Here is a 16253-nt window from a genome sequence, read left to right as displayed (position 1 = left end):
GACACGCCGGGGTCCGGAGGGCTCAGCCTTCCCCCAGCCACGCCTCCACCCCCGCCAGCAGCTCCCGCCGCACGCCCTCCGGCGCCCGCGATCCTTCGATCGACTGGCGGGCCAGCTCGGCCAGCTCCGCGTCCGAGAAGCCGTGTGCCGTGCGCGCGATCTCGTACTGCTCCGCCAGCCGGGAGCCGAACAGCAGCGGGTCGTCGGCGCCCAGCGCCAGCGGGACACCGGCGTCGTACAGCGTCCGCAGCGGTACGTCCTCGGGCTTTTCGTAGACGCCCAGGGCCACGTTCGACGCCGGGCAGACCTCGCAGGTCACCCCGCGCTCGGCCAGCCGCCGCAGCAGCGCCGGGTCCTCCGCCGCCCGCACCCCGTGGCCGACACGGGACGCGTGCAGGTCGTCCAGGCAGTCCCGCACGCTCGACGGCCCGGACAGCTCGCCGCCGTGCGGCGCCGCCAGCAATCCGCCCTCACGGGCGATGGCGAAGGCCCGGTCGAAATCGCGCGCGAAACCGCGCCGCTCGTCGTTGGAGAGACCAAAACCGATCACGCCGTGGTCGGCATAGCGGACCGCGAGACGGGCCAGCGTACGGGCGTCCAGGGGGTGCTTCATCCGGTTCGCGGCCACCAGGACCCGTATCCCGAGCCCGGTGTCCCGGGAGGCGGTGCGCACCGCGTCCAGGATGATCTCCAGCGCCGGGATCAGCCCGCCCAGCCGGGGCGCGTACGAGGTCGGGTCGACCTGGATCTCCAGCCAGCCCGAGCCGTCCCGTACGTCCTCCTCCGCGGCCTCCCTGACCAGCCGCTGGATGTCCTCCGGGGAGCGCAGGCAGGAGCGCGCGATGTCGTACAGCCGCTGGAAGCGGAACCAGCCGCGCTCGTCCGTGGCCCGCAGCTTCGGCGGCTCGCCGCCCTTCAGCGCCTCCGGCAGGTGCACGCCGTACTTGTCGGCGAGCTCCAGCAGGGTCGACGGCCGCATCGACCCCGTGAAGTGCAGGTGCAGGTGGGCCTTGGGCAGCCCTCGGACATCGCGTACACGTTCCATCCCAGGATCTTGCCGTACGGGCCCGACGCGCCGGTAGGCCCTTTCCCGAACGAGCGCCCGCCCGAAAGCAGATGCGGGCCCCGGGTTCCCCCACGGGCCCGCGCATCCGCCGCTGTGCGCTACTTGGCCTCGGCCAGCAGCTTCTGGACCCGCGAGATGCCCTCGACCAGGTCCTCGTCACCGAGCGCGTACGACAGGCGCAGGTAGCCCGGCGTGCCGAACGCCTCACCCGGGACGACCGCCACCTCGGCCTCCTCCAGGATCAGCCCGGCCAGCTCCACGCTGGTCTGCGGACGCTTGCCGCGGATCTCCTTGCCGAGCAGTCCCTTGACCGACGGGTAGGCGTAGAACGCGCCCTCCGGCTCGGGGCACAGCACGCCCTCGATCTCGTTGAGCATCCGCACCATCGTCTTGCGCCGCCGGTCGAAGGCGACCTTCATCTCCTCGACGGCGTCCAGGTCGCCGGAGACCGCGGCGATGGCCGCCGCCTGCGCCACGTTGGAGACGTTGGAGGTGGCGTGCGACTGGAGGTTCGCCGCGGCCTTGATCACGTCCTGCGGGCCGATGGCCCAGCCCACCCGCCAGCCGGTCATCGCGTACGTCTTGGCCACGCCGTTGACGATGATGCACTTCTCGCGCAGCTCCGGGACCACGACCGGCAGCGAGGAGAACTCCGCGTCGCCGTAGACCAGGTGCTCGTAGATCTCGTCCGTCAGGACCCACAGGCCGTGCTCGGCGGCCCAGCGGCCCACCGCCTCGACCTGCTCGCGGGTGTAGACCGCGCCGGTCGGGTTGGACGGCGAGACGAACAGCAGCACCTTCGTACGGTCCGTACGGGCCGCCTCCAGCTGCTCCACGGAGACCCGGTAACCGGTGGTCTCGTCGGCCACCACGTCCACCGGCACGCCGCCCGCCAGCCGGATCGACTCCGGGTAGGTGGTCCAGTACGGGGCGGGCACGATGACCTCGTCGCCCGGGTCCAGGATCGCCGCGAACGCCTCGTAGATCGCCTGCTTGCCACCGTTGGTGACCAGCACGTTCGCCGCTTCGACCGCGTAACCCGAGTCGCGCAGCGTCTTCGCCGCGATGGCGGCCTTCAGCTCGGGCAGGCCGCCGGCCGGGGTGTAGCGGTGGAACCTCGGGTCGCGGCAGGCCTCGACGGCGGCCTCGACGATGTAGTCCGGCGTGGGGAAGTCGGGCTCACCGGCGCCGAAGCCGATCACCGGACGCCCGGCGGCCTTCAGCGCCTTCGCCTTGGCGTCCACGGCGAGGGTCGCGGACTCGGAGATCGACCCGACGCGGGCCGACACCCGACGGTCGGTGGGGGACTGTGCGGGAGGAGTAGCGCTCATGTACTGCATGTTCCCAGACCGCCGTCGGGGCGGGCACACGGGTTTGCGGGCACCACCTCGGGGCTTTCTGTTCGACGCCCGGCCGCGAACCACGTACACTCGCAGACCGTTGGCCCCCGACAGGGCGCAAGCGGTCACGCACCTCGTGCAGTGGCCGGGATGCGGTAGGTTGGGGGAACCACAAAGGGTCGTAGCTCAATTGGTAGAGCACTGGTCTCCAAAACCAGCGGTTGGGGGTTCAAGTCCCTCCGGCCCTGCTACACGCACTCGTCACCGAGTCGCGTGCACGCGTACGTACTGAAATGCACCGCCGTGCGGCTCTACCGGGCGCGGCACGGTCAACGACCCGGATTCAGGTGAGGACGAGTGACGGACGCCCTGGGCTCCATCGACATGCCTGAGCGCGGTCGTTCCGAAGACGAGGGCTCGGACGCGAAGAAGCCCCGCCGCGGCGGCAAGCGCGGCAAGAAGGGCCCGTTCGCCCGCCTCGCACTCTTCTACCGGCAGATCATCGCCGAACTCCGCAAGGTCGTCTGGCCCACGCGGGGACAGCTCTCGACGTACACCACTGTGGTGATCGTCTTCGTCGTCATCGTCATCGGTCTTGTAACCGTGATTGACTTGGGATTCAACGAGGCCGTCAAGTACGTCTTCGGCTGATCCCGCGAAGGGCGCCTTTGCGGGCGCCCCTTTGCATGTTCAACCCCTTGAAGCCAGGAAGAAGCAGCCACCGTGTCTGACCCGAACCTGAACGACGCCGCCGACTCCGTCGAGACGGCAGCGGCCGACGTTGACGCGGCTGCCTCGGCCGAGGTCGAGGGCGACGCTGCGGCGCTTGCCGACGAAGAGGGCGCTCGCGAGATCGTCGAAGGCGCCGACGCGGCCGACGAGCTCGACACCGAGGACGCCGAGGCGGGCGAGCCCGCCGAGGAGGCCGCGGTGAGCGTCGAGACCGCCGACGAGGCCGTCGAGGCCGATGACGAGGCAGCCGAGGCTGACGGCGAGGCCGCCGACGCGGCGGAGACCGACGAGGACGCGGCGCAGGACGACGCCGAGGCCGAGGTCGAGGCCGAGCCGGTCGACCCGGTCGCCGCGCTCCGCGAAGAGCTGCGCACCCTGCCGGGCGAGTGGTACGTCATCCACACCTACGCGGGCTACGAGAAGCGCGTGAAGGCCAACCTGGAGCAGCGCGCCGTCTCGCTCAACGTCGAGGACTTCATCTACCAGGCCGAGGTCCCCGAGGAAGAGATCGTCCAGATCAAGAACGGCGAGCGCAAGAACGTCCGCCAGAACAAGCTCCCGGGCTACGTGCTCGTGCGCATGGACCTGACGAACGAGTCCTGGGGCGTCGTGCGCAACACGCCCGGCGTGACCGGCTTCGTGGGCAACGCCTACGACCCGTACCCGCTGACCCTGGACGAGATCGTCAAGATGCTCGCCCCGGAGGCCGAGGCGAAGGCCGCCAAGGAGGCCGCCGAGGCCGAGGGCAAGCCGGCGCCGTCCCGCAAGGTCGAGGTCCAGGTGCTGGACTTCGAGGTGGGCGACTCGGTCACCGTCACCGACGGCCCGTTCGCCACGCTGCAGGCCACGATCAACGAGATCAACGCCGACTCGAAGAAGGTCAAGGGCCTCGTCGAGATCTTCGGCCGCGAGACCCCGGTCGAGCTGAGCTTCGACCAGATCCAGAAGAACTGACACCTTCTGGAACCACGCTTCCGAACAGGTCAGGCGGGCCCCTCGGGGACCGTCTGACCTGCTCGGTTTTTGGCCGCACCTCTGTACCCGTTATCGTTGTGCGGTATGCCTCCATCCGGATGACCGGATGGTCTGGCGAAAAACCTCTCACTAGGACCCGGAGAGAGCATGCCTCCCAAGAAGAAGAAGGTCACGGGGCTCATCAAGCTCCAGATCCAGGCCGGTGCCGCGAACCCGGCTCCGCCGGTCGGCCCCGCGCTGGGTCAGCACGGCGTCAACATCATGGAGTTCTGCAAGGCCTACAACGCCGCGACCGAGTCGCAGCGTGGCTGGGTCATCCCGGTGGAGATCACGGTCTACGAAGACCGTTCCTTCACCTTCGTGACCAAGACCCCGCCGGCCTCGAAGATGATCCTGAAGGCCGCGGGCGTGGAAAAGGGCTCCGGCGAGCCGCACAAGACCAAGGTCGCCAAGATCACGGCCGACCAGGTCCGCGAGATCGCCACCACCAAGATGCCCGACCTGAACGCCAACGACCTGGACGCCGCGTCGAAGATCATCGCCGGCACCGCCCGTTCCATGGGCATCACGGTCGAGGGCTGACAGCCACCCCGCATCCGCCCCGCGGCACCCGCCGCATCACGGGGCACGTGGCAGGGCCAGGCGCTGGCCCGTACCACGACTCCATCGCCACCATTCAGGAGCAGCAGTGAAGCGCAGCAAGACTCTTCGCAACGCGGACGCGAAGATCGACCGGGAGCGTCTGTACGCCCCGCTCGAGGCCGTCCGTCTGGCCAAGGAGACCTCCGCGGCCAAGTTCGACGCGACCGTCGAGGTCGCCATGCGTCTGGGTGTCGACCCGCGCAAGGCCGACCAGATGGTCCGTGGCACCGTGAACCTTCCGCACGGCACCGGTAAGACCGCCCGGGTCCTGGTCTTCGCGACCGGCGACCGTGCTGCGGCCGCGGAAGCCGCCGGCGCCGACATCGTCGGCTCCGACGAACTGATCGACGAGGTCTCCAAGGGCCGCCTGGACTTCGACGCCGTCGTCGCCACGCCGGACCTCATGGGCAAGGTCGGCCGCCTCGGCCGCGTGCTCGGTCCCCGTGGTCTGATGCCGAACCCGAAGACCGGCACCGTCACCCCGGATGTCGCCAAGGCTGTCACCGACATCAAGGGCGGCAAGATCGAGTTCCGCGTGGACAAGCACGCGAACCTCCACTTCATCATCGGCAAGGTGTCCTTCGACGACACCAAGCTGGTGGAGAACTACGCCGCGGCGCTGGAGGAGATCAACCGTCTCAAGCCGTCCGCCGCCAAGGGCCGCTACATCAAGAAGGCCACCATCGCCACCACGATGGGCCCCGGCGTCCCGGTCGACGGCAACCGCACCCGCAACCTCCTCGTCGAGGAGGACGCGCTCGCCGTCTGAGTCTGACGGCAGGCGCGCGCGTACGCGTACGCCGGGCCCCGCACCTCGTCCGAGGTGCGGGGCCCGGCGCTTTCGCGGCCGACGGGCCCGTACGGGACGGCACGGGGCGTTCGGGACGCCGCGGGGCCCGGCGGCGGGCGCTGTCACCCCTCTGCACTACGCTCACCCGCAGTCGTAAAACTGATCTACAACGGGGAGATGTACGTGCGTACTGCGCGGATCACGGCGGTCGTGGCCGGCGTCGTCATGATGGCGGGCCTGACCGCCTGCGGCGACAAGGACGGCGGCAACAAGGCGGGCGGCGACGGGGGCGGCAACGGCTCGCCCGTCCAGGCCGCCGCCGCGGCCCTGCGGACGGCCTCCGAGAAGACCGGCGCGGAGAAGTCGGCCAAGGTCGAGACGACCAGCAAGTCGGGTGCGATGACGCGCACGATGAAGGGCGAGCTGGACTGGGCCGAGGGCGTGCGGATGACCGCCGAGATGTCCGGCCAGGGCGGTCTGGGCGGCGGCAAGCCCATGAAGGTGCTCTCCACGCCGGAGGCGATGTACATCAACCTCGGCCTCGGCGGCAAGCCGTGGATGAAGTACGACTTCGACGCGCTCGCCAAGCAGAACCCGAGCTTCGCGCTGATCAAGGATCAGATGCAGAACAACAACCCGTCGCGGTCGATGGGCCTGGTCATCGCGTCGGGCAAGGCCAAGAAGGTGGGTACGGAGGAGGTGCGCGGGGTTCGGACGACCCATTACACCGCCACCTTCGACGTGGCCGAGCTGACGCGGATGCAGGCCTCCAAGGACTTCAGCGAGAAGGACATGAAGGCGCTGGAGGAGTCGCTCAAGCAGAGCGGCACCAAGAACGAGACCATCGACCTGTGGATCGGCCCCGGCGACCTGCTCGTCAAGAAGACCGAGAAGGCCCAGAACAACATGGGCGGCGCGGAGAGCACGGTCTACTACTCCGACTACGGCACCAAGGTCGACGTCCAGGAGCCCCCGGCCTCGCAGGTGAACGACGCCGGCAAGCTCAGCGCCGGTGCCGCGGGCGGCGGCCTGAAGGGCTGACGCCCTCCCGCCCCGCCGTTCCGGGCCCGGCGCGCCGCCGGGTCCGGAACGGATTTGCCTGCGCGACGGCCGTTCGCGTACCGTAGCGAAGAAGCCAAAGACCGCTGGTTGTCTCTGTACGCCTTTACGGGCGTACGGAACCGAAGGATCCGCTAGCTGCGGACGGCCTGCGCAGGTGGACGAGGAAGAACTCCCGGAAGAACTCTGTTCCCCCGGTTGAGCCATGCCCCGTGCGCCCGCGCCGGGGCGTTTGTTTTGCCCAGCCCCTTCTGCGCGGTCCTCATCACCCGGAAGGAGGCCGAGGCTCATGGCGAGGCCCGACAAGGTCGCAGCCGTCGAGGAGATCACGGAGAAGCTCCGTAACTCCAACGCCGCTGTCGTGACCGCGTACACCGGACTGTCCGTCGCTCAGCTCAAGCAGCTGCGCCGTTCGCTCGGTGACAACGCTCAGTACCGTGTGGTGAAGAACACGCTGACCAAGATTGCGGCCAATGAGGCCGGGATCACGCTGGACGAGCACCTCAAGGGCTCGACGGCTGTCGCCTTCGTGACCGGTGACCCGGTCGAGGCGGCGAAGGGTCTTCGTGACTTCGCCAAGGAGAACCCCTCTCTCGTCATCAAGGGCGGTGTCCTCGACGGCAGGGCGCTGTCCGCCGACGAGATCAAGAAGCTTGCGGACCTCGAGTCCCGCGAGGTTCTGCTCGCCAAGCTGGCGGGTGGCATGAAGGCGTCCATGGCCAAGGCCGCGGCGACCTTCCAGGCCCCGCTCACGAAGATGGTCCGCACCGCGGAAGCTCTTCGCAGCAAGGTCGAGCAGGGCGGTGCCGGTGAGCCGGCTCCCGCCGAGGCCGCGGAGTAACCACTTCGCAGTCCAGCGGGCACGTCTGCTCAGCACGCCCGCCGCAATGTACATCCGGCACCAGCCGAATTAGTGGAAGGACCGCCACCATGGCGAAGCTCACCCAGGACGAACTGCTGGCCCAGTTCGAGGAGATGACCCTGCTCGAGCTCTCCGACTTCGTGAAGAAGTTCGAGGAGAAGTTCGACGTCGAGGCTGCCGCCCCGGCCGCCGTCGTTGCCGCTGCCCCGGGCGCCCCCGCCGCCGAGGCCGCCGAGGAGCAGGACGAGTTCGACGTCATCCTCACCGGTGCCGGCGACAAGAAGATCCAGGTCATCAAGGTCGTGCGTGAGCTGACCTCGCTGGGTCTGAAGGAGGCCAAGGACCTCGTCGACGGCACCCCGAAGCCGGTCCTCGAGAAGGTCGCCAAGGACGCCGCGGACAAGGCCGCCGAGGCCCTCAAGGGCGCCGGCGCCTCCGTCGAGGTCAAGTGACCCGACGAGTCTGCTGACTCTTCGCAAACCTGAAGGCGATCACCCATGCGGGTGGTCGCCTTCGGGCGTTCGGGCCGCGGCTGCGCCGCCCCGGCATTCCGTGCGAGTATGGTGATCTTCGTTGCCCGGCCGTGCACCCCGTGACGATCTTCCAGTGGGTGGGGGCCTTGACGAACCGCACGCAGCGCGCAATTCTCAGGACGCGACGTCAGAAGCGATCCGGGTTCGAGGCATGGATCGCCGGCGAAGAGGGAAGCATCGGGGTGCGCCTGTTGGCGCACGGCTCGTGGCAGGCATAAGACGTTGGCGTTGAGACGAACAAAGAGGGGTACCTCCGTCACGGAGGGTGCCGCCTACCGGAGGGAGAAGATCGGTATCACGGTGCTGGACCGGTCTCCGGAAACTCGCTCTGGACATCAGTGTGCCGAGTGGCTACACTGACCCTTTGCGCTGCCTGTTAGCTGCTCCCTGCCCGTCACCAGGGGCATACCCGAGCTCGAGCAATGCCGACTGATCCGCCCTGACCTGGGCCTTTCCTCCGGCTTCGTTCGGTCCGGGACCGGTACGCGCGTAGTGAGTCCGAGCCCTCGGAAGGACCCCCTCTTGGCCGCCTCGCGCAACGCCTCGACTGCCAATACGAACAACGGCGACAGCACCGCCCCGCTGCGCATCTCTTTTGCGAAGATCAAGGAGCCCCTCGGGGTTCCGAACCTCCTTGCGCTGCAGACCGAAAGCTTCGACTGGCTGCTCGGCAATGCCGCATGGAAGGGTCGCGTCGAGGCTGCGCTGGAAAGTGGTCAGGACGTCCCCACCAAGTCCGGTCTGGAGGAGATCTTCGAAGAGATCTCCCCGATCGAGGACTTCTCCGGGTCGATGTCGCTGACGTTCCGCGACCACCGATTCGAGCCCCCGAAGAACTCCATCGACGAGTGCAAGGAGCGCGACTTCACGTACGCGGCCCCGCTCTTCGTCACCGCCGAGTTCACCAACAACGAGACCGGTGAGATCAAGTCTCAGACGGTCTTCATGGGCGACTTCCCGCTCATGACCAACAAGGGCACCTTCTGCATCAACGGCACCGAGCGTGTCGTCGTCTCGCAGCTGGTCCGCTCGCCGGGCGTCTACTTCGACAGCCAGATCGACAAGACGTCGGACAAGGACATCTTCACCGCCAAGATCATCCCGTCCCGGGGTGCCTGGCTGGAGATGGAGATCGACAAGCGCGACATGGTCGGCGTGCGCATCGACCGCAAGCGCAAGCAGTCCGTGACCGTCCTCCTCAAGGCCCTCGGCTGGACGACCGAGCAGATCCTCGAAGAGTTCGGCGAGTACGAGTCCATGCGCGCCACCCTGGAGAAGGACCACACCCAGGGCCAGGACGACGCGCTGCTCGACATCTACCGCAAGCTGCGTCCGGGCGAGCCGCCGACGCGCGAGGCCGCGCAGACGCTGCTGGAGAACCTGTACTTCAACCCGAAGCGCTACGACCTCGCGAAGGTCGGCCGCTACAAGGTCAACAAGAAGCTCGGCGGCGACGAGCCGCTGGACGCCGGTGTGCTGACCACCGACGACGTCATCGCCACGATCAAGTACCTGGTCAAGCTGCACGCCGGCGAGACCGAGACGATCGGCGAGAACGGCACGGAGATCGTCGTCGAGACCGACGACATCGACCACTTCGGCAACCGCCGCCTGCGCAACGTCGGCGAGCTGATCCAGAACCAGGTCCGTACGGGTCTCGCCCGTATGGAGCGTGTCGTGCGCGAGCGCATGACCACCCAGGACGTCGAGGCGATCACGCCGCAGACCCTGATCAACATCCGGCCGGTCGTCGCCTCCATCAAGGAGTTCTTCGGCACCAGCCAGCTGTCCCAGTTCATGGACCAGACCAACCCGCTGTCGGGCCTGACCCACAAGCGCCGTCTGTCCGCGCTGGGCCCCGGTGGTCTGTCCCGTGAGCGGGCCGGCCTGGACGTCCGTGACGTGCACCCCTCGCACTACGGCCGCATGTGCCCGATCGAGACGCCCGAAGGCCCGAACATCGGTCTGATCGGCTCGCTCGCCTCCTACGGCCGCGTCAACGTCTTCGGCTTCATCGAGACGCCGTACCGCAAGGTCGTCGACGGCCGGGTCACCGAGCAGGTCGACTACCTGACCGCCGACGAGGAAGACCGCTTCCTCATCGCGCAGGCGAACGCCCCCTCACCGAGGACATGCAGTTCGCCGAAGGCCGCGTCATGTGCCGCCGCCGCGGTGGTGAGGTCGACCTCGCCGCCCGCGAGGACGTGGACTACATGGACGTCTCGCCGCGCCAGATGGTGTCGGCCGCGACCGCCATGATCCCCTTCCTGGAGCACGACGACGCCAACCGCGCGCTCATGGGATCGAACATGATGCGCCAGGCCGTGCCGCTGATCAAGGCGGAGGCCCCGCTGGTCGGCACCGGCATGGAGTACCGCTGCGCGGTCGACGCCGGTGACGTCATCAAGGCGGAGAAGGACGGTGTGGTCCAGGAGGTCTCCGCGGACTACATCACCGTCGCCAACGACGACGGCACGTACACCACGTACCGCGTCGCCAAGTTCACCCGCTCCAACCAGGGCACCTCCTTCAACCAGAAGGTCGTCGTGGACGAGGGCGCCCGCGTCGTCGTGGGTCAGGTGCTCGCCGACGGTCCCTCCACGGAGGAGGGCGAGATGGCGCTGGGCAAGAACCTGCTCGTCGCCTTCATGCCCTGGGAGGGTCACAACTACGAGGACGCGATCATCCTGTCGCAGCGCCTCGTGCAGGACGACGTCCTGTCCTCGATCCACATCGAGGAGCACGAGGTCGACGCCCGGGACACCAAGCTGGGCCCGGAGGAGATCACCCGGGACATCCCGAACGTCTCCGAGGAGGTCCTCTCGGACCTCGACGAGCGCGGCATCATCCGGATCGGTGCCGAGGTCGTCGCCGGCGACATCCTCGTCGGCAAGGTCACGCCCAAGGGTGAGACCGAGCTGACCCCGGAGGAGCGCCTGCTGCGCGCCATCTTCGGTGAGAAGGCCCGTGAGGTCCGCGACACCTCGCTGAAGGTCCCGCACGGCGAGATCGGCAAGGTCATCGGCGTCCGCGTCTTCGACCGTGAAGAGGGCGACGAGCTGCCCCCGGGCGTGAACCAGCTGGTCCGCGTCTACGTGGCACAGAAGCGCAAGATCACCGATGGTGACAAGCTCGCCGGCCGCCACGGCAACAAGGGCGTCATCTCCAAGATCCTGCCGGTCGAGGACATGCCGTTCCTGGAGGACGGCACCCCGGTCGACATCATCCTCAACCCGCTGGGTGTCCCGTCCCGAATGAACCCGGGTCAGGTCCTGGAGATCCACCTCGGCTGGCTCGCCAGCCAGGGCTGGAAGGTCGAGGGCGACGCCGACTGGCAGAAGCGTCTCCAGGCGATCGGCGCCGACGAGGTCGCGCCCCGCACCAACGTCGCGACCCCGGTCTTCGACGGTGCGCGTGAGGACGAGCTCGCTGGTCTGTTCGACTCCACGCTGCCGAACCGCGACGGCGAGCGGATGGTCAAGGACACCGGCAAGGCCCGGATGTTCGACGGCCGTTCCGGTGAGCCGTTCCCGGACCCGATCTCGGTCGGGTACATGTACATCCTGAAGCTCCACCACCTGGTGGACGACAAGCTGCACGCGCGTTCGACCGGTCCGTACTCGATGATCACCCAGCAGCCGCTGGGTGGTAAGGCCCAGTTCGGTGGCCAGCGCTTCGGTGAGATGGAGGTGTGGGCGCTGGAGGCTTACGGCGCCGCGTACGCCCTCCAGGAGCTGCTGACCATCAAGTCCGACGACGTGACCGGCCGCGTGAAGGTCTACGAGGCGATCGTCAAGGGCGAGAACATCCCCGAGCCCGGCATTCCCGAGTCCTTCAAGGTGCTCATCAAGGAAATGCAGTCGCTCTGCCTGAACGTGGAGGTGCTGTCCTCGGACGGCATGTCCATCGAGATGCGCGACACGGACGAGGATGTCTTCCGCGCCGCGGAGGAGCTCGGTATCGACCTGTCCCGGCGCGAGCCGAGCAGCGTCGAAGAGGTCTGACGGGCCTGGCCGGGGCTCCTTCCCCCAAGGAGCCCCGGTCGCCCCGGACCCGTACAGACCATGATGTAGAGCCCATTTTTCGCTTACGCGAAGGGCACGACCCTGAAAGAGGGATTGACGACAGTGCTCGACGTCAACTTCTTCGACGAGCTGCGGATCGGCCTGGCGACCGCGGACGACATCCGACAGTGGTCTCACGGTGAGGTCAAGAAGCCGGAGACCATCAACTACCGCACCCTCAAGCCGGAAAAGGACGGGCTCTTCTGCGAGAAGATCTTCGGTCCGACCCGGGACTGGGAGTGCTACTGCGGCAAGTACAAGCGTGTCCGGTTCAAGGGCATCATCTGCGAGCGCTGTGGCGTCGAGGTCACTCGCGCCAAGGTGCGCCGTGAGCGGATGGGCCACATCGAGCTGGCCGCCCCCGTCACGCACATCTGGTACTTCAAGGGCGTTCCGTCGCGGCTGGGCTACCTGCTCGACCTCGCCCCGAAGGACCTGGAAAAGGTCATCTACTTCGCCGCCTACATGATCACGTGGGTGGACGAGGAGCGCCGTACGCGCGACCTGCCCTCGCTGGAGGCGCACGTCTCCGTCGAGCGCCAGCAGATCGAGCAGCGCCGCGACGCCGACCTGGAAGCCCGCGCCAAGAAGCTCGAGACCGATCTGGCCGAGCTGGAGGCCGAGGGCGCCAAGGCGGACGTGCGCCGCAAGGTGCGCGAGGGCGCCGAGCGTGAGATGAAGCAGCTGCGCGACCGTGCGCAGCGCGAGATCGACCGCCTCGACGAGGTGTGGAGCCGCTTCAAGAACCTCAAGGTCCAGGACCTGGAGGGCGACGAGCTGCTCTACCGCGAGCTGCGTGACCGCTTCGGCACGTACTTCATGGGCGGCATGGGCGCCGCGGCGCTGCAGAAGCGCCTGGAGTCCTTCGACCTCGACGAAGAGGCCGAGAAGCTCCGCGAGATCATCCGTACCGGCAAGGGCCAGAAGAAGACCCGTGCGCTCAAGCGCCTGAAGGTCGTCTCCGCGTTCCTGCAGACCCGCAACAGCCCCAACGGCATGGTGCTGGACTGCATCCCGGTCATCCCGCCGGACCTGCGTCCGATGGTGCAGCTGGACGGTGGCCGCTTCGCGACCTCCGACCTGAACGACCTGTACCGCCGTGTGATCAACCGCAACAACCGCCTCAAGCGTCTGCTCGACCTCGGTGCCCCCGAGATCATCGTGAACAACGAGAAGCGGATGCTCCAGGAGGCCGTCGACGCGCTGTTCGACAACGGCCGCCGCGGTCGCCCGGTCACCGGTCCCGGCAACCGTCCGCTGAAGTCCCTCAGCGACATGCTGAAGGGCAAGCAGGGCCGTTTCCGTCAGAACCTGCTCGGCAAGCGTGTGGACTACTCCGCGCGTTCCGTGATCGTCGTCGGTCCGCAGCTGAAGCTGCACCAGTGCGGTCTGCCGAAGGCCATGGCGCTGGAGCTCTTCAAGCCGTTCGTGATGAAGCGCCTGGTCGACCTGAACCACGCGCAGAACATCAAGAGCGCCAAGCGGATGGTCGAGCGCGGCCGCACGGTCGTCTACGACGTCCTCGAAGAGGTCATCGCGGAGCACCCGGTCCTGCTGAACCGTGCGCCCACCCTGCACCGCCTCGGCATCCAGGCCTTCGAGCCGCAGCTGGTCGAGGGCAAGGCCATTCAGATTCACCCGCTCGTGTGCACCGCGTTCAACGCGGACTTCGACGGTGACCAGATGGCCGTGCACCTGCCGCTGTCCGCGGAGGCGCAGGCCGAGGCCCGCATCCTGATGCTGTCCTCGAACAACATCCTCAAGCCGGCCGACGGCCGTCCGGTCACCATGCCGACCCAGGACATGGTGCTGGGCCTGTTCTTCCTCACCACCGACGAGGCGGAGCGCAAGGTCATCGGCGAGGGCCGGTCCTTCGGCTCGGTCGCCGAGGCGATCATGGCCTTCGACAACCGGGAGCTGTCGCTCCAGGCGAAGGTCGACATCCGCTTCCCGATCGGCACCGTCCCGCCGCGTGGCTGGACCCCGCCGGCGCAGGAAGAGGGCGAGCCCGAGTGGCAGCAGGGTGACAGCTTCCGCCTGCGGACGACCCTGGGCCGCGCGCTCTTCAACGAGCTGCTGCCCGAGGACTACCCGTTCGTCGACTACTCGGTGGGCAAGAAGCAGCTCTCCGCGATCGTCAACGACCTGGCCGAGCGTTACCCGAAGGTCATCGTGGCGGCGACGCTCGACAACCTGAAGGCGTCCGGTTTCCACTGGGCGACCCGTTCCGGTGTCACCGTCGCGGTCTCGGACATCGTCGTGCCGGAGGCCAAGAAGGCCATCGTCGCGGGCTACGAGGCCCAGGACGAGAAGGTCCAGAAGCAGTACGAGCGCGGTCTGATCACCAAGGACGAGCGCACTCAGGAACTGATCAACATCTGGACCAAGGCGACCAACGAGGTCTCCGAGGCGATGAACGCCAACTTCCCCAAGACGAACCCCATCTTCATGATGGTTGACTCGGGTGCCCGAGGAAACATGATGCAGATGCGGCAGATCGCCGGTATGCGTGGTCTGGTGTCGAACGCGAAGAACGAGACCATCCCGCGTCCCATCAAGGCCTCGTTCCGCGAGGGTCTGTCCGTGCTGGAGTACTTCATCTCCACCCACGGTGCCCGTAAGGGTCTGGCGGACACCGCCCTGCGTACCGCCGACTCGGGTTACCTGACCCGTCGTCTCGTGGACGTCTCGCAGGACGTCATCATCCGCGAGGAGGACTGCGGCACCGAGCGCGGTCTGAAACTGCGGATCGCCAGCAAGGGCGCCGACGGCATCCTGCGCAAGGCGGACGACGTCGAGTCCAGCGTGTACGCACGCATGCTGGCCGAGGACGTCGTCGTGGACGGCAAGGTCATCGGCCCGGCCAACGTCGACCTGGGCGATGTCCTCATCGACCAGCTCGTCGCGCACGGCGTCGAGGAGGTCAAGACCCGCTCGGTCCTGACCTGCGAGTCCGCCGTCGGCACCTGCGCCTTCTGCTACGGCCGCTCGCTGGCCACCGGCAAGCTGGTCGACATCGGTGAGGCGGTCGGCATCATCGCCGCCCAGTCCATCGGTGAGCCCGGCACCCAGCTGACGATGCGTACCTTCCACACCGGTGGTGTGGCCGGTGACGACATCACCCTGGGTCTGCCGCGTGTCGTCGAGCTCTTCGAGGCCCGTACGCCCAAGGGTGTGGCCCCGATCTCCGAGGCCGCCGGCCGCGTGCGGATCGAGGAGACCGAGAAGACCAAGAAGGTCGTCGTCACGCCGGACGACGGCAGCGACGAGACGGCGTACGGCGTCTCCAAGCGTGCCCGTCTGCTGGTGGGCGAGGGTGACCACGTCGAGGTCGGCCAGGCGCTGACCGTGGGTGCGGTCAACCCGCACGACGTGCTGCGCATCCTGGGCCAGCGTGCCGTCCAGGTCCACCTGGTCGGCGAGGTCCAGAAGGTCTACAACAACCAGGGCGTGGCGATCCACGACAAGCACATCGAGATCATCATCCGGCAGATGCTGCGCCGTGTGACGATCATCGAGTCCGGCGACGCGGAGCTGCTGCCGGGCGAGCTGGTGGAGCGTACGAAGTTCGAGAGCGAGAACCGTCGTGTGGTCCAGGAGGGCGGTCACCCCGCCTCCGGCCGTCCGCAGCTGATGGGTATCACCAAGGCTTCGCTGGCCACCGAGTCCTGGCTGTCGGCGGCGTCCTTCCAGGAGACGACCCGGGTGCTCACCGACGCGGCGATCAACGCCAAGTCGGACTCCCTGATCGGCCTCAAGGAGAACGTCATCATCGGTAAGCTCATCCCGGCCGGTACGGGCCTGTCCCGCTACCGCAACATCCGGGTGGAGCCCACCGAGGAGGCCAAGGCCGCGATGTACTCGGCCGTCGGTTACGACGACATCGACTACTCGCCCTTCGGCACCGGCTCCGGCCAGGCGGTCCCGCTGGAGGACTACGACTACGGTCCGTACAACCAGTAAGGGCCCGGCCGGCCGTCGGCGGCCGGTCCGGACACGCGCTGTGCGCAGGGCGGTCACCCCTCGGGGTGGCCGCCCTGCGGCGTTGTGGGCGGTTCACCCCGTCGGCGGCCCGTCGGCTCCACTTGCGGTGTCCGGGGCGGTGTGATGGCGCGCGATGATTCCTTCGCGGGGAACCGTGCGCTCTTCTGGCGCGTACTGAATGATGGGTGGTACTGCCTAATGTGGGG

The 16253-nt window shown here is 67.8% G+C and carries 10 protein-coding genes, 1 tRNA gene and 1 pseudogene; 10 read left to right on the top strand and 2 right to left on the bottom strand.

Annotation, left to right across the window (positions count from 1 at the left end; all coding sequences use genetic code 11):
* Positions 1 to 22 precede the first annotated feature (22 nt).
* Together ACEXOX_RS22345 and ACEXOX_RS22340 are read right to left on the bottom strand one after the other, a co-directional pair.
* Entirely contained in the window at positions 23 to 1045 is a 1023-nt protein-coding gene (locus ACEXOX_RS22345; protein ID WP_406522777.1) for an adenosine deaminase, read from the bottom strand.
* Positions 1046 to 1164: 119 nt separating this feature from the next.
* Positions 1165 to 2397, bottom strand: a complete 1233-nt coding sequence (locus tag ACEXOX_RS22340) for a pyridoxal phosphate-dependent aminotransferase (protein ID WP_406522776.1) — start codon at positions 2395 to 2397, stop codon at positions 1165 to 1167.
* Positions 2398 to 2581: 184 nt separating this feature from the next.
* Here ACEXOX_RS22340 and ACEXOX_RS22335 point away from each other — a divergent pair.
* The 10 genes and pseudogenes from ACEXOX_RS22335 (at position 2582) to ACEXOX_RS22290 (ending at position 16026) form a co-directional block, all read left to right on the top strand.
* A tRNA-Trp gene (locus ACEXOX_RS22335) sits at positions 2582 to 2654 on the top strand.
* A 109-nt stretch (positions 2655 to 2763) separates the two neighbouring features.
* On the top strand, positions 2764 to 3057 hold the full coding sequence (gene secE / locus ACEXOX_RS22330) for a preprotein translocase subunit SecE (RefSeq protein WP_030017011.1): 294 nt from the start codon (positions 2764 to 2766) through the stop codon (positions 3055 to 3057).
* A gap of 72 nt (positions 3058 to 3129) precedes the next feature.
* On the top strand, positions 3130 to 4092 hold the full coding sequence (gene nusG, locus ACEXOX_RS22325; protein WP_406522775.1) for a transcription termination/antitermination protein NusG: 963 nt from the start codon (positions 3130 to 3132) through the stop codon (positions 4090 to 4092).
* Between the two features lie 168 nt (positions 4093 to 4260).
* Positions 4261 to 4695 carry a 50S ribosomal protein L11 gene (gene rplK / locus ACEXOX_RS22320; RefSeq protein WP_030017009.1) on the top strand — a complete coding sequence of 145 codons (435 nt, stop codon included), beginning with the start codon at positions 4261 to 4263 and terminating at the stop codon, positions 4693 to 4695.
* Between the two features lie 106 nt (positions 4696 to 4801).
* A complete protein-coding gene (rplA, locus tag ACEXOX_RS22315; protein ID WP_361149160.1) occupies positions 4802 to 5524 on the top strand; it encodes a 50S ribosomal protein L1 in 723 nt (240 codons plus the stop codon).
* A gap of 198 nt (positions 5525 to 5722) precedes the next feature.
* Positions 5723 to 6586, top strand: coding sequence for a hypothetical protein (locus ACEXOX_RS22310; protein ID WP_406522772.1), 864 nt, complete (start codon positions 5723 to 5725; stop codon positions 6584 to 6586).
* A 307-nt stretch (positions 6587 to 6893) separates the two neighbouring features.
* Positions 6894 to 7445 carry a 50S ribosomal protein L10 gene (rplJ, locus tag ACEXOX_RS22305; protein ID WP_030017006.1) on the top strand — a complete coding sequence of 184 codons (552 nt, stop codon included), beginning with the start codon at positions 6894 to 6896 and terminating at the stop codon, positions 7443 to 7445.
* Positions 7446 to 7534: 89 nt separating this feature from the next.
* Positions 7535 to 7918, top strand: coding sequence for a 50S ribosomal protein L7/L12 (rplL, locus tag ACEXOX_RS22300; RefSeq protein WP_385235480.1), 384 nt, complete (start codon positions 7535 to 7537; stop codon positions 7916 to 7918).
* Positions 7919 to 8521: 603 nt separating this feature from the next.
* Positions 8522 to 12003, top strand: a pseudogene (rpoB, locus tag ACEXOX_RS22295) (DNA-directed RNA polymerase subunit beta).
* 123 nt (positions 12004 to 12126) lie between these two features.
* On the top strand, positions 12127 to 16026 hold the full coding sequence (locus ACEXOX_RS22290; protein WP_030017003.1) for a DNA-directed RNA polymerase subunit beta': 3900 nt from the start codon (positions 12127 to 12129) through the stop codon (positions 16024 to 16026).
* The last annotated feature ends 227 nt before the right edge of the window (positions 16027 to 16253 follow it).

Source organism: Streptomyces sp. Ac-502 (assembly GCF_045222935.1).
Classification (GTDB): Bacteria; Actinomycetota; Actinomycetes; order Streptomycetales; family Streptomycetaceae; genus Streptomyces; species Streptomyces monomycini.
This window is presented reverse-complemented; position numbering and strand designations above follow the sequence as displayed.